Origin of the sequence: Blastococcus sp. LR1, from assembly GCF_020166105.1 — a bacterium.
GTDB lineage: Bacteria > Actinomycetota > Actinomycetes > Mycobacteriales > Geodermatophilaceae > Blastococcus.
In genome coordinates, this window is the sequence record NZ_JAIUJY010000003.1 from 414,191 (window position 1) to 428,066 (window position 13,876).

Consider the following 13,876-nt stretch of genomic DNA (forward strand, 5'->3'; position numbering starts at 1 on the left):
CCGGGCGATGACGGACGGGCGATCAGGTCGAGGACGCAGCGGGTGGCCGTCCCGGGAGACGCAGGTGCAGGACCAGGACGAGCGCGCTGACGGCGAACAGGCACCAGGCCAGTCGGTGCAGGTTCCCGGTGTCGATCTGGTCGCCGAACAGCAGTCCCAGCAGGCTGGCCGAGAGGATGGTCCCCGAGGTAGCGCGAGGTCTGGAAGAGGCCGGCTGCCGCCCCGACCTCGTCAGGCGGGACCGTGTCGTACAACGCCGTCTGCAGCCCCAGGTTGGTGGATCCGACGCTCACGCCGATCACCGCGAGCAGCCCCGCCGTCGCCGCGTTCGACAGCTCCACGAGGGCACCAGGCCCCAGCGCACCGCCCGGAGCTCGCGGTGCACGCCGCGGGTCAGCGCGCCCTCGGCGTCGCGCTCCTTCTTCCAGCGGACGACGTGCACGTCCTTGGTCGGGGCGACGTTGTAGTCGGCCGGCACCGGGGACTGCCCGCCGGCCGGTACGGCCTCGAACTCCAGCGCCAGGTCCTCGGGTTTGCGGCTGGCGGCGTAGCAACCGCACATGGGCGCCTCCTGGCACAGGTTCGGCTGACCTCTCGCCCTGTAGGTGCGCCCGCTGACAGCGGGCCGCCCCGTGACAGCCGGGCACTCGTGGGGTAGGCCTAGGCGGAACAAGCCCCCCAGAGACGAGGATCACCGCGTGACCGCTACGCAGAACGCCCCCACCACCGCCAGCGACAGCGCCGAGCGGCGCTACGCGACCGTCAACCCGTTCACCGGCGAGACGGAGAAGGAGTACCCCTTCACCGAGACGTCGGAGATCGACGGCATCATCGGCCAGGCGCACACCGCGTACCTGGAGTGGCGCGACCGCTCGGTCGAGGAGCGCGCGGCCGTTGTCCAGAAGGCCGCCGAGCTGCTCGACGAGCGGATCATGGACTTCGCCGCCCTCATCACCAAGGAGATGGGCAAGCGCCGGGACGAGGCCGTCGGCGAGCTCTTCCTCTGCTCGATGATCCTGAAGTACTACGCCGGCAACGGCCCGAAGTTCCTCGAGCCGACCTCGATCGAGCCGATGATGGGCGGCGGAGAGGCCGTCATCGAGACGCGCCCCGTCGGCGTGCTCCTGGCCATCGAGCCGTGGAACTTCCCCTTCTACCAGGTCGTCCGCGTCGCCGGCCCGAACCTGGTGCTGGGCAACACCGTCATCCTCAAGCACTCGGAGATCACCCCGCAGTGCGCCGTGGCGATCGAGCAGCTGTTCCGTGACGCCGGCGCCCCCGAGGGCGCGCTCATCAACACCTTCCTCAAGATCGAGGACGTCGAGCAGGTCATCGCCGACCCCCGCATCCAGGGCGTGACGCTGACCGGCAGCGAGCGGGCCGGCTCGTCGGTCGCCGCCCTGGCCGGCAAGCACCTCAAGAAGTCCGTGCTGGAGCTCGGCGGCAGCGACCCGTTCATCGTCCTCGACGGTGAGAACCTGGAGGCGACCGTCAAGGCGGCCACCGCCGGGCGCATGGGTAACACCGGGCAGGCCTGCACCGCCTCCAAGCGGCTGATCGTCACCGAGGACGCCTACGAGCCCTTCGTCGAGGGCCTGAAGCAGGCATTCGGCATCTTCGCCCCCGGCGACCCGGCCGACCCGGCGACGTCGCTCGCGCCACTGTCGAGCGAGAAGGCGGCCGCGGACCTGCAGGCGCAGATCCAGGACGCCATCGACAAGGGCGCCACCGTCGTCGCGGGCGGCCAGCGCCCCGATCACGCCGGCGCGTTCGTGTCGGCGACGATCCTCACCGACGTCACTCCCGACATGCGGGCCTACCGCGAGGAGCTCTTCGGTCCCGCGGCCGTCGTCTACAAGGTGAAGAACGCCGACGAGGCGGTCGCGCTGGCCAACGACAGCGACTTCGGCCTGGGTGCAACCGTCATGGGCAGCAACCCCGAGGAGGCGCGGTCGGTGGCCGAGCGGCTGGAGGCAGGCATGGTCTGGATCAACCAGCCCACCGGCTCCTCCCCGGAGCTGCCCTTCGGTGGCGTCAAGCGGTCCGGCTACGGCCGCGAGCTCTCCGAGCTGGCCATGTTCGAGTTCGCCAACCGGCGGCTGCTCCGCACGGTCCCGGTCAAGAAGACCGAGAAGCCGCAGGCCGGCTGAGCACGTGCGGGGAGGTGCGGCGCGGGCGGGCAGACTGACCTCGTGAGAGACGTCTGGCCCGCGCCGCACCACCCTGCTCCGGTCGACGCCGTCGTGTCCCTGCCCGGGTCGAAGTCGCTGACCGCCCGGGCACTCGTGCTCGCCGCGCTGGCGGACGGCCCCAGTCGGCTCGTGCACCCCCTCAGGGCGCGCGACACCGACCTCATGGCCGCAGGCCTGGGCGCACTCTGAGTCGGCATCGACGACGTCGACGGCAGCGACTGGCTGGTCGCACCCGGAACGCTCAGCGGTCCGGTCACGGTCGACGCCGGGCTGGCCGGCACGGTGCTGCGGTTCCTCCCCCCGGTGGCCGCCCTCGCCGACGGCCCGGTCACCGTGGACGGCGACCCGCGACCTGCACGACCGCCCCAACGCCGGGCTGATCGACGGCCAGCGCGCGGGCCCGGCCCTCCACGACCAGCCGGCGGATGATCGCCATGCCGGAGGGGGTAGATCGCGGAGCTGCCCAGCGCCTGGACCGCCCGGATGGCCAGGAGCGTGGCGAAGTTCGGGGGAGAGCGGCGCCGCGGGCTGGCCAGGCCGACCAGCGCGAGCCCCGCGAGGAACAGTCGGCGTGGCCCGAACACGTCTCCGAGCCGGCCGGAGACCGGCTGGGCCACCGCGCTGGTCAGGTGGAACAGCGAGATCATCCAGGAGACGCAGGCGAACAACAGCTCGAAGTCCTCCGCCAGCTGGATCAGGGCGACGGCGATCAGCGAGGAATTGAGCGGGTTCAGCACCGTGCCGGAGGCGGTGGCGACGAGCAGGGGCCCGCGTCGCGGCCCCGCTCGCCCCCGGGACCCGGCACCGGAGCCCCCCCACCGGTGCGACGGTAGAGCCGCCGCCGCCTCCCGCGCCCGCCGGCAATGGGAAATCGGTCGAGGGAGCGCAGTCCCCTGGACCGACGCGGGTGCCGTCCCCCGTCGCACCGGAGGACGGCACCCGGCAGCTCAGGGAGTGAAGTCCTCTATGTCGTAGTGGCTCATGCTCGCGCCGCCGGTGGCGAAGTTCGGCACGTCGCCGGCGGCGGCCGTGCCCTCGGGGGACCCCATGCCGGAAGCGAACGCCTCGGCGGAGGCGAAGTCGAGCACGGCAACCAGGTACGGCGCGGTGTCGCCGTCCAGAGCGTTGGCGTGGCCGATGTCGAAGCGCACCACGCCGGGGATCTTCCGTGCGAGCGGGACGTGGACGTCGCGGTAGTGCTGGTCGAACGCAGAAGGGTCCGTCGGACGGCCGTACTGGACGAGCAATCTGTGCGTCATGCGTTCTCCCTACCGCACTGGTGGGCGATCTGGCGGTACTCCCGCTCCCGCAGGACGTGGTGGATCGCGCGTAGTGGAGCCGACATCCGCCACCGCTGCAGCCAGCGCAACCGGAGCCTCTCGGCGCTGCGAGTCCGCTGTCGGAATGGCCGGCGCGAACGATGCGGGTGTTGTGCGCCACATCCACGGACGACTAACCTGACGGTGACGTCAAGTCCTCCGTGGCCGTCCCTACGACCTGCTTGAGGTGTCGTAGTGGCTCACGTCGTTCGAGGCGCGGAGGGTGCATCGCGGCCCTGCTCGACATGCACGCGGCCGCCTGTGTACCAGCTGCGGGAGGACCGACCGGAGGAGAGCAGTCATGAGCCCTACCGACGTCACCGCGCACGCCCCCGACCCATGGAGCACGCCCGAGCGGGTGGCCCTCCGCCGGCTCGCCCGCGACTTCGTGGCCCGGGAGATCGCTCCGAACATGGCCGAGTGGGAACGGGATGGCGAGCTGCCGCGCGATCTGCACCGTAAGGCGGCCGGCGCGGGCCTGCTCGGCGTCGGGTTCGCCGAAGAGGTGGGCGGCAGCGGCGGCAACGCGATCGACTCGGCGGTCATGACCGAGGAGATCCTGCACGGGGGTGGGTCCACAGGTGTCTGTGCCTCGCTGTTCACCCACGGCATCGCCGTGCCGCACATCGCCGCCCACGGCAGCGCCGAGCTGGTCGACCGCTACGTCCGACCCACGCTGGCCGGGGAGCTGATCGGTTCGCTCGCGGTGACCGAGCCCGGCGGGGGCTCGGATGTCGCAAATCTGCGCACCCGGGCCGTGCGCGAAGGCGACGAGTACGTGGTCAACGGAGCCAAGACCTTCATCACCAGCGGGGTCCGCGCCGACTTCGTGACCACCGCTGTGCGCACCGGCGGACCGGGTCACGGCGGTGTCTCGCTGCTCGTCATCGACACGAACACGCCCGGGTTCAGCGTCTCCCGGCGGCTGGACAAGATGGGCTGGCGGTGCAGCGACACAGCCGAGCTGGCCTTCACCGACGTCCGCGTGCCGGCCGCGCAGCTGGTGGGCACAGAGAACTCCGGCTTCGTGCAGATCATGCAGCAGTTCCAGAGCGAGCGGATCGGCCTGGCAGTCCAGGCCTACGCCACCGCGGCCCGCGCCCTGGACCTGGCCCTCGGGTGGGCGCGGGACCGGGAGACCTTCGGGCGGCCGCTCTCCTCTCGACAGGTGATCCGGCACAAGCTCGCCGAGATGGCGCGTCAGGTCGACGTCGCCCGCACCTACACGCGAGCTGTGGCGCAGCGCTACCTGGCCGGGGAGGACGTCGTCACCGAGGTGTCGATGGCGAAGAACACCGCCGTCTACGCCTGTGACTTCGTGGTTGACGAGGCGGTGCAGATCTTCGGCGGCATGGGATACATGCGGGAGTCGGAGGTCGAACGGCACTACCGGGACGCCCGGATACTCGGCATCGGCGGCGGGGCGAACGAGATCATGAACGAGGTCATCAGCAAGCGGATGGGTCTGTGACCGCGGGGTCCGCCGGCCCGTTGTGGGTCACCGGCGTCAAGCAGCAACGGGCGTGGGTCGAAAACGTACTGCCGCCGGTGGAGCGGGTCCAGCAGGGGCTGTGGTCGATCCCGGTGCCCATTCCCGACAGCCCCCTGCGCTACGTCCTCGTCTACGCCCTCGAGCTCGATGACGGGGTGGCACTGATCGACGCCGGGTGGGACACCGACGACGCCTGGCAAGCCCTCACCCAGGGCCTGGCGACGGCGGGGTACGTGGTCGCCGACGTCCGCGGCGTCATGGTGACGCACATCCATCCCGATCACTACGGCCTGGCGGGCCGGGTCCGTGAGGCGTCAGGGGCCTGGGTGGGGCTGCATCCCGACGACGCTGCGCTGCTGCCGGCCCGGTACGGGGCCGGCATCACCGACCTGCTGGAGGGCATGGTCGCACTGCTGCGGAACTGCGGAGTGCCCGAGGACGAGCTCCGGGTCCTGTCCGGGGCCTCGCTGCAGATCGCCGACTACGTCCGCCAGGCCGAACCGGACCGCCTCATCCGCGACGGTGACCGGCTGCCCTTGCCTGGATGGGATCTGCGTGCCGTGCACACTCCCGGCCATTCGCCCGGGCACCTGTGCTTCCACGAGCACCGTCGTCGCCTCCTCTTCTCCGGCGACCACGTCCTGCCCCGCATCACACCCAACATCGGGGTGCACGCGCAGTCGGGCGGCAACCCGCTGGCCGACTTCATCGATTCCGTGGCGCGTGTCGGGGCGCTGGACTCCCACCTGGACGAGGTGCTGCCCGGGCACGAGTACCGCTTCGCCGGTCTGGCGGCGCGCGTGTCGGCGCTGGTGGGCCACCACGACGCCCGACTGCAGGAGATCCACGCTGCTGTGACGACGGCGCCCACGACCTGGGAGCTGACCGCCGCGCTGAGCTGGTCGCGGCCATGGCAGCAGATCTCGGGTTTCATGCGCAGAGCGGCTGTTGCCGAGACCCTGGCGCACCTGGTTCTCCTGGAGAGCAGGGGTCGGGTGCGGCGCAGCCGCGAGACGCCGTGGCATTGGGTGCAGCACTGACCGGCCGGGCCGCCCCGCGCGGTCCCTCGGCGGTCCCAGCAGGGTCAGCCCGCGCCGGGGCTCTCGGCGGTGCCTTCACCGGCGGGTCGGGCCGGCGGCGCCAGACCTATCGCCCCCGCCCACAACCGGGTGAGGACGTCGACGGCGGCGGCTTCGTCGAGTTCTTCCACCGGGTCCTGCCACACGTGGGCGAAGGACTCCACCATCGCGCCCAGCGCGCTGGCCGTCGCCCGCGGTGGCAGCAGCGGGTCGGCCAGGCCCAGCTCCTGCAGCCGGATCAGGCCCTCCATCCCACGCTGGACGAACGACTCACGCATCTCCGAGCGGAGCTGTCGGAAGTCCTCCTGGGTGTCCGCCAGCGAGTCCAGCACTCGGAGGATGCGGGAGTGCCGGGTGACAGCACGCAGGAAGGACCGGTTGGCGGCCTCGATGCGCGCGTACGCAGCTTTGGCCGGCAGGCGGGTACCGATCGAGGTCGCCGAGAAGACCTCTGCGGCGACCTCGCTGACGATCTCGCGGAGCAACGTCTCCTTGGAGTCGAACCACGTGTAGAACGTGCCGTGGGAGACCCCCGCGCGTAAGGCGATGTCATCGATCCCCACGGCGGAGAACCCGCACTCCTCGAACAGCTGCCGTCCGGCCGTCAGCAGTGCGGATCGGGTGCGGCGGCCACGCGCCGTGGCCGGAGGTGACGCAGGTCCTGCCGAGGTCATGCTCCGTCCCTTCCGCCGATGGCCGCGGGCTCCATCTTGACGACACCGTCAAGTTTGGACCAAGCTGCCGTGACCTGGGTCACGGACTGTTGTCCCGACGAAGAGGGTGGCGCATGGACGAGGGAATCGGTGGCTGGGTCGCCACGAGGGCGTTCCTGTCCGGGGACCGGCTCGCACTGGTGGACGGAAACCGGCGCCTCACCTATGCCGAGCTGGACAGGAACATCGATCAGCTGGCCCGAGCGCTGCGTGCGCTCGGGGTCCGCCAAGGGGACCGGGTCGCCGGGCTCCTGCTCAACAGCACAGCGTTCCTCGAGACCATGCTGGCCACCGCGAAGCTGGGGGCTGTGTTCGTGCCCATGAACGTGCGGCTCGGGCCGGCGGAGGTCGCCTACCTCCTGGTCGACTCTGGGTCGGACACCTTCGTGTACTCGGCGCCCCTCGCGCCAGTGGCGCGCGCAGCAGTCACCGCGGACGGGGTGCGGGTCCGGTCCCGCCTGGTCGTCGGCGGAGAGCCCGAGGACGGGGAGCTCGACTACGAGCAGGTGCTGAGCAGCGGCGATCCCCGGCCCGTGGATACCGACGTCGACCGTCGGGACCTGTCCTGTCTGATGTACACGTCCGGGACCACGGGACGTCCCAAGGGGGCGATGCTGACCCACGACAACCACCTGTGGAACGTCGTGAACAGTCTCTCCTTCGGCCGAGGGCTTCGCGAGAGCGACGTCACGGTGACAGTGGCGCCGATGTTCCACATCGGTGGCCTGGGTGTCCACACGCTGCCGCTGCTCTACGTCGGCGGGACCAACGTCCTGCTGCCGTCGTTCGATCCGCTCCGGACCGTGGAGGCCATGTCCCGGGAGCGGACCACCGTGCAGTTCATGGTCCCGGCGATGTGGGCGGCGCTCATGTCGGTGCCCGGTTTGGACGACTTCGACCTGTCGTCGCTGGAGCTGGCAGTGTCCGGGGGAGCGCCGTGCCCGCTGCCGGTCATCGACTTCTTCCAGGGGAAGGGACTGCCCTTCCAGGAGGGCTTCGGGATGACCGAGACAGCGCCCGGTGTGTCAGTGCTGGACGCCGACCACGTCAAGGAGAAGGCGGGTTCCATCGGCCGGCCGATGTTCCACGTCCGGGCGCGCATCGTCGATGACGCCGACAGGGACGTCCGCACCGGGGAGGTCGGAGAGCTCGTGCTGCGCGGACCCAACGTGTTCGCCGGCTACTGGGGTCTACCGGAGGCCACGGCCGAGGCATTCCGCGGTGGGTGGTTCCACACCGGCGACCTCGGGCGCATGGACCCCGAGGGCTTCATGACGCTCGTCGACCGCAAGAAGGACATGATCATCACCGGTGGCGAGAACGTGTACCCCATCGAGGCCGAGCAGGTGCTCTACCGGCATGATTCCGTCCGCGAGGTGGCTGTCGTCGGCGTCCCCCACGACCGCTGGGGGGAGACACCGGTGGCCGTCGTCGCGCTCCAGGACGGCGCCGCGACGACGGCCGAGGAACTGATCGCGTACGCCCGCGAACGGCTCGCACACTTCAAGTGCCCCACGCGGGTCGAGTTCGTCGCCGAGCTCCCGCGCAACGCCACCGGCAAGGTGCTGAAGACGGTGTTGCGGCAGCAGCACGGCGGAGGAGAAGCGGCGGTACACCGCTGAGCACGCCGGTCGGCGACGCCGAAGTTGCCCCCATCCGGCTCGCCGGGACGCACGGGCCGGAGTGTGCACGCGTGAAATCTCAATCAGACGGGTCCGACAGGAGGCAGTGGTGGTGGACGACGTGAATTCGGTGGTCGGCGACTGGGCGCGGGGGTTCGCCGGGCACGACCATGCCCGAGACCTGCCCCCGCACCATCCACGCTGCCTCGGCTGTGGCCCGGAGAACCCACACGGCCACCACCTGCAGGTCTGGCGAGAAGGGGACGCGGTCCGCGCCGAGCACGCCTTCGACGAGCGGCATGTCGGCGCGCCGGGCATCGCGCACGGTGGCGCGGTCGCCACGGTGCTGGACGACCTGTTCGGCTTCCTCCTCTACCGGATCGGGGAGCCCGCTGTCACCCGCCATCTCGAGGTCGGTTACCGGGCGCCGGTGCTGCTCGGAACCCCGTATCTGCTCGAGGCCGGACTACAGCGCCGGGAGGGCAGGAAGCTGTTCGTCCGGGCGCAGGGCACCGACGAGGGGGGCGCGCTCGTCGTCGAAGCGAACGCCGTCTTCGTCGTCGTCGGCCGGGAGCACTTCGCTCGTGGCGGCGGCGACGTGGTGAGGGTGGCACCGTGACCGGGGGACGGCTGCTGGAGGGTTACCCCCACCGCATGGCCGGGCACTGCGGATCCGGAGCCCTGCGGGATCTGCTGGAGTGGGCCGGCCTTGCCTGGGGAGGGGAGGCGGCCGCGGAAGGCCTGGTGTTCGGCCTCGGTGGTGCACTGCACTTCTCGTACATGCGGGTGCCGGGCCTGACCCCGCCGGTCTACCTCGTCGGCAGGGGAGGAGACATGGAGGTGGACCTGCTCGGTCGCCTCGGAGCCGGCGTGGACCTGCGGCGTACCGATGATGAGGCGCTGGGGTGGCAGTGGGTCCGCGACGAGCTGGTCGCCGGCCGGCCCGTCATGGTGTGGGCTGACATCGCCGAGCTCCCTTACCTCCGCGTCCGGCTGCAGATGAGCCGGCACGATGTCGTCATCGTCGGCTACGACGACGAGCGGGAGATCGCCTACGTCGTCGACAACGACCGCGAGGACGTCCAGGAGGTGCCCTACGCGGCGCTGGCCCGGGCGCGCCGCTCGACGGGGTTCCCGGCGCCCACACGGCACGCGACGTTCGCCGTGGAGTGGCCGGAGCGGCTTCCGGACCTGCGCTCCACCGCTGCGGACGCGTTCGCCGCCGCGGGGGCCGGGATGCGCAGCGGGGGTTCCGGGCTGGCGAACCGCCCTGACCTGCCGCCGGGCTCGATCAGTGCAGCCGGGCTGGCCGGCATCCGCCGATTCGCCGACGACCTGGCCCGCTGGCCGCAGGTCCTCGACGACGTGACCCTGGAGTCCGCGCTGGCTGCCCTCCCCGTGTTCATCGAGAAGGCGGGCACCGGGGGTGGGCTGTTCCGTCGGCTGCAGGCCGAGTGCTGCCATGACGTGGCCAGGCGGACGGGGAGCGCGGCGAGCGAACAGGCGGGCCTCGCCTACGACAGGTGCGCCGAAGGCTGGAGCCGGCTGGGCCGGTCTGCCAGAGTCGACACCCCGCTGCCGGACCGGGTCGCTGCCGTGGCGGAGGTGGCCGACCGGTTGCCCGGCCTGGAGGAGGAGGCCGTGGAGTTCCTGGAGGCGGCCGCCGAGGAACTGCGGGCGTCCATGTGACGCCGGGCCTGCCCCACAGCTCATCGACTGGTACTTGACCCCGGAGGCCGTGATGCCCGAGACGACGATCGGCGGGGCCGCGAGCGCCTCGCAGTTGAAGGCCTATCTCGCCGTACCGCCGGTCGGCACGGGCCCGTGGCCCGGCGTCGTGGTGGTGCACGAGGCCTTCGGACTCACCGACGACACCCGGCAGCAGGCCGACCGCCTGGCGGCCGGCGGCTACCTGGCCCTGGCGCCGGACCTGTTCAGCGCCGGGGGAGCTGTCCGCTGCCTTCGCTCGACGTTCCGGACGCTGGCCCGTGGAGAAGGTCCGGCCTTCGACGATCTGGCGGCTGCCCGTTCCTGGCTCACGGGGCGCTCCGACTGCACTGGGAGCGTGGGAATCCTCGGCTTCTGCATGGGGGGCGGCTTCGCCCTGCTCGCAGCCACCCGCGGCTTCGACGCCTCGGCCCCGAACTACGGGCAGATCCCATCGGACCTCGAGCGCGTGCTGCAGGGCGCGTGCCCCGTGGTGGCCAGCTACGGGGGTCGCGACAGGACCCTGCCCGGTGCGGCCGAGCGATTGGACGAGGCCTTGACCGGCCTCGCGGTCGACCACGACGTCAAGGAGTACCCACAGGCCGGCCACTCCTTCATGAACCGGCACAACGCCGGGCCACTCGCCGTCCTCGAGCGGGTGGCCGGCTTCGGCTACCACCATCCATCCGCGGAGGACGCCTGGCGGCGGATCCTCGGCTTCTTCTCCCACCACCTCCACGACGGGGACCCTGCTGCCGGCTGAACCTGCAGAGCGCTCGCCGAGCGGCCGGACGGCCGGCCGCCCGCGGCCCTACGGGCGCCGGCGGGCGAGGCGGCGTAGAAGCAGCCCGGCGGCGGCGGTGGCCGCGATGAGGTCCTGGCTGAGCAGGGCGGCCGGCATGCCCAGGACCCGTTGCGGGATGCGGTGCTGGTCGTAGGGGGACGTCCCGGGCACCAGCAGCGTGAGGTTGAACGGCGCCCAGCGGACGATGGGCAGCAGTGCGGCGGCGACGAGCAGACGCTCGTCGGGCCGATGCTCGTCGCCGGCGGCACGGAGCAGCCAGAGGGCGAGGACTCCCTCCGCCGTCGCACCGAGGACCTCGGAGGTCCCGTGCCACCGGGCGTGCGGACCGTACTCGGGACCGAAGGTGTGGCCGTGGTTCCAGTCGGCGAGCCAGGGGAGGGTCGCCGACGCTACGGCGGATCCGGTGATCAACCGTCGTCCCCACCGCGCGAGGGTCATCGGGATCCTCCCCCCGCGGGGATCGACGCCGGCTCCCGACCAGGCTGATCCGTGGCGGCGGGAACCTCCCCGCGCTCTTCGTCGAGCCGCTGGAGGAGCTTCTCACCTTCGACGTCGAGGTCGGGGAGGAGCCGGTCGAGCCATGCGGGCAGCCACCAGGCCCGGTCGCCGAACATGGCCATGACCGCCGGGACCAGGGTGAGCCGGATCAGGAACGCATCGATCAGGATGCCGACGGCGAGCGCGAAGCCGACCTGCTTGACCGTCGGGTCGGCGTTGAAGATGAAGCCGGCGAAGACCGCAGTCATGATGATCGCCGCAGCGACCACCACGCGGCTCGCCTGGGTGAACCCGTCGGTGACGCTGTCGGCTCCGTGACTTCCGTGGACGTGGGACTCGCGGATCGAGGAGACCAGGAAGATCTGGTAGTCCATCGCCAGCCCGTAGAGCACGCCGGTCGCGATGATCGGGATCACGCTCATCACCACGGTGGTGCTGTCGAGCCCGAACACCTGGTTGAGCCAGCCCCACTGGAAGACGGCCGTCGTCGCCCCGAACGTCGCCAGGATGCTGAGCAGGAACCCGACTGTCGCCTTGATCGGGACGAGGACGGACCGGAACACCAGGAGCAGCACGATCAGCGACAGGCCGAGGACGACCGCCAGGTAGAGGGGCAGCACCTCGGACAGTCGCTCGGACATGTCGATGCCGATGGCTGTCAGGCCGGTGACGCCGAGGGTGACCCCGAGGTCGCCCGCGTACTGCGTCGAGCGGTCGCGGATCTCCGCGACCAGGTCCTCGGTCGCCTCGTCGGTCGGACCCGTGGTCGGAACGACCTGCAGAACCGCGATGGTGCCGTCCTGGCTGGCGCCGGCGGGCATGGTCGTCTGGACGCCCTCGAGCGCGTCGAGGTCTGCCGCCAGTTGCTCCAGAGTCGGCGGCTCGATCGGTGCGCCCGGCTCGGCGGTCCGCACGGCCACGGTCAGCGGCCCGTTGAAGCCTTCGCCGAAGCCCTCGGCGACCACGTCATAACCTTCGCGCTGTGCGCTGCCGCTGCCGTAGCTCTCGGCCGAGGGCATCCCGAGCCGCATGCTGGACAGCGGCAGGGCGAGCAGCGCGGTGACCCCGGTGACCAGGAGGACGGCCGCCCAGCGGTGTCGCACGACGAGCCCGACCCAGCGACGCGCCGGGCTCCGGGAGCGGTCGCCGGGCCGGGCCTGGTGTGCCCGGGCGCGAGGTGAGCAGATGCGTTCCCTGACCAGGCCGAGCAGGGCCGGAAGCAGGGTCAGGGCGACCACGACGGCGATGGCGACTGTCGCGGCGGCGATGAGCGCCATCACCGTCAGCAGTTCGATACCCACGACCAACAGCCCGGTGAGCGCGATGACGACAGTCGTTCCGGCGAAGAACACGGCGCTTCCGGCGGTGCCCACGGCTCGGGCCGCGGCTTCTCCTGCGTCCAGACCGCGGGTCAGGATGAGCCACCGCTGCCGGTTGACGATGAACAGGGCGTAGTCGATGCCTACGGCGAGCCCCAGCATCAGCGCCAGGACCACGGACAAGGAGTTCAGTTCGAACAGGTGGGCCAGCGCGAAGGCGCCGCCGATGCCCGCGCCGACCCCGGCCAGGGCGGTGAGCAGCGGCAGCCCGGCGGCAACCACGGAGCCGAGCGTGACGACGAGGACCAGGGCCGCCACGGCGAGGCCGACGATCTCCCCGATGCCGATGATCTCGGGGATCTCCTGCAGGGTGGCGCCCGGAAGCACGGCCACCCCCGCTTCTTCCGCCGGTGCCTCCGCCGCTGCGACGGTGTCGGCCACGGTGCCCTGGGGGAGCTCGAACAGCTGGTCCTCGAACTGGAACTGGAACAGCGCGACGCGGCCGTCCTCGGACACCATCACGCCCGGGATCGGCCGGCCGTCCACGACCAATGCCCCCGGCGCGACAGCCGCCGCGCCGGGAGGCTGCGGTACGTCGCCCGGGGAACCGGCTGCGGGCGGGCCCCCTGGCTCTCGGGCTCCGGTCAGTTCGGCCGGATCCACGACCGGATCGATCCCGTAGACGCCCTGAACGGCCTCGGCGACCACCGGGGCGAGCCGGTCCGAGTCGAGACGCTCGCCGGACGACGCCTGGAACACCAGCGAACCCTGACCGCCGCTCACTTCCGGGAGTTCCCGGGCCAGTTCGTCGATCACCTCCTGGGCCGGTGTCCCGTCGATGCGGAACTCCGTGCTCAGCTTGGGGGGATTGAGGGCCAGTGCGCCGACGAGCGCGACCAGCAGCACCACCCACACCGCGACCACACGGAACGGGTGCCGATACGTCGCCCGCCCCACCCTGTACAGCAATGTCGACACCGCAGCCCCCAGAGCCGGTCAGTGCGTCACGGCTCCCATGAGGGCACCGTGGAAGACCAGAAGTGATAGGGAGCTATCGTATGCACGGAAGGCCCTGGCTGCAGCCGGTGGTCTCCAGCGGTACTGCGGGTGCCGCTCGCGTCGGCTGAGAG

General features: G+C 71.3%; 13 protein-coding genes and 1 pseudogene. 8 read left to right on the plus strand and 6 right to left on the minus strand.

The genetic code is table 11. From position 1 onward, the window contains the following. Positions 1 to 298: 298 nt before the first annotated feature. A complete protein-coding gene (locus LBW97_RS10730) occupies positions 299 to 562 on the minus strand; it encodes an SOS response-associated peptidase family protein (protein ID WP_040339449.1) in 264 nt (87 codons plus the stop codon). Positions 563 to 698: 136 nt separating this feature from the next. Between LBW97_RS10730 and LBW97_RS10735 the strand changes: the two genes are divergently transcribed. Both LBW97_RS10735 and LBW97_RS20440 read left to right on the plus strand, forming a co-directional pair. Continuing rightward, a complete protein-coding gene (locus tag LBW97_RS10735; RefSeq protein ID WP_200491630.1) occupies positions 699 to 2,150 on the plus strand; it encodes an NAD-dependent succinate-semialdehyde dehydrogenase in 1,452 nt (483 codons plus the stop codon). A 42-nt stretch (positions 2,151 to 2,192) separates the two neighbouring features. Then, positions 2,193 to 2,381 carry a hypothetical protein gene (locus LBW97_RS20440; protein ID WP_040339447.1) on the plus strand — a complete coding sequence of 63 codons (189 nt, stop codon included), beginning with the start codon at positions 2,193 to 2,195 and terminating at the stop codon, positions 2,379 to 2,381. Between the two features lie 311 nt (positions 2,382 to 2,692). Here the strand turns inward: LBW97_RS20440 and LBW97_RS20610 are convergent. Further along, a pseudogene (locus LBW97_RS20610) lies at positions 2,693 to 3,118 on the minus strand (MFS transporter); the annotation flags it as partial. A gap of 21 nt (positions 3,119 to 3,139) precedes the next feature. Continuing rightward, positions 3,140 to 3,451 carry an EthD family reductase gene (locus tag LBW97_RS10750; protein ID WP_040339445.1) on the minus strand — a complete coding sequence of 104 codons (312 nt, stop codon included), beginning with the start codon at positions 3,449 to 3,451 and terminating at the stop codon, positions 3,140 to 3,142. 361 nt (positions 3,452 to 3,812) lie between these two features. Here LBW97_RS10750 and LBW97_RS10755 point away from each other — a divergent pair, with 361 nt between their 5' ends. Then, a complete protein-coding gene (locus LBW97_RS10755) occupies positions 3,813 to 4,982 on the plus strand; it encodes an acyl-CoA dehydrogenase family protein (RefSeq protein ID WP_040339444.1) in 1,170 nt (389 codons plus the stop codon). Then, the gene (locus LBW97_RS10760) at positions 4,979 to 6,043 is read left to right on the plus strand and encodes an MBL fold metallo-hydrolase (RefSeq protein WP_200491631.1); all 1,065 of its coding nucleotides are present in this window, start codon (positions 4,979 to 4,981) and stop codon (positions 6,041 to 6,043) included. Before LBW97_RS10755 ends, LBW97_RS10760 begins: the two co-directional genes overlap by 4 nt. 44 nt (positions 6,044 to 6,087) lie before the next feature. Here LBW97_RS10760 and LBW97_RS10765 read toward each other — a convergent pair whose 3' ends face one another. Beyond that, the gene (locus LBW97_RS10765) at positions 6,088 to 6,756 is read right to left on the minus strand and encodes a TetR/AcrR family transcriptional regulator (RefSeq protein ID WP_081788669.1); all 669 of its coding nucleotides are present in this window, start codon (positions 6,754 to 6,756) and stop codon (positions 6,088 to 6,090) included. Positions 6,757 to 6,869: 113 nt separating this feature from the next. Between LBW97_RS10765 and LBW97_RS10770 the strand changes: the two genes are divergently transcribed. The 4 genes from LBW97_RS10770 to LBW97_RS10785 all read left to right on the plus strand — a co-directional run bounded on the left by LBW97_RS10770 (position 6,870) and on the right by LBW97_RS10785 (position 10,887). Then, the gene (locus tag LBW97_RS10770) at positions 6,870 to 8,417 is read left to right on the plus strand and encodes a long-chain fatty acid--CoA ligase (RefSeq protein ID WP_040339443.1); all 1,548 of its coding nucleotides are present in this window, start codon (positions 6,870 to 6,872) and stop codon (positions 8,415 to 8,417) included. A 112-nt stretch (positions 8,418 to 8,529) separates the two neighbouring features. Next, positions 8,530 to 9,036 carry a PaaI family thioesterase gene (locus tag LBW97_RS10775; RefSeq protein WP_170977905.1) on the plus strand — a complete coding sequence of 169 codons (507 nt, stop codon included), beginning with the start codon at positions 8,530 to 8,532 and terminating at the stop codon, positions 9,034 to 9,036. Then, positions 9,033 to 10,106, plus strand: a complete 1,074-nt coding sequence (locus tag LBW97_RS10780) for a BtrH N-terminal domain-containing protein (protein WP_224499410.1) — start codon at positions 9,033 to 9,035, stop codon at positions 10,104 to 10,106. The genes LBW97_RS10775 and LBW97_RS10780 overlap by 4 nt, the downstream gene beginning before the upstream one ends. A gap of 52 nt (positions 10,107 to 10,158) precedes the next feature. Continuing rightward, positions 10,159 to 10,887, plus strand: coding sequence for a dienelactone hydrolase family protein (locus LBW97_RS10785; RefSeq protein ID WP_051515988.1), 729 nt, complete (start codon positions 10,159 to 10,161; stop codon positions 10,885 to 10,887). 48 nt (positions 10,888 to 10,935) lie between these two features. Here LBW97_RS10785 and LBW97_RS10790 read toward each other — a convergent pair whose 3' ends face one another. Both LBW97_RS10790 and LBW97_RS10795 read right to left on the minus strand, forming a co-directional pair. Next, positions 10,936 to 11,367, minus strand: coding sequence for a hypothetical protein (locus tag LBW97_RS10790; RefSeq protein ID WP_137161230.1), 432 nt, complete (start codon positions 11,365 to 11,367; stop codon positions 10,936 to 10,938). Next, positions 11,364 to 13,670, minus strand: coding sequence for an MMPL family transporter (locus LBW97_RS10795; RefSeq protein ID WP_212719481.1), 2,307 nt, complete (start codon positions 13,668 to 13,670; stop codon positions 11,364 to 11,366). The genes LBW97_RS10790 and LBW97_RS10795 overlap by 4 nt, the downstream gene beginning before the upstream one ends. Positions 13,671 to 13,876 lie beyond the last annotated feature (206 nt).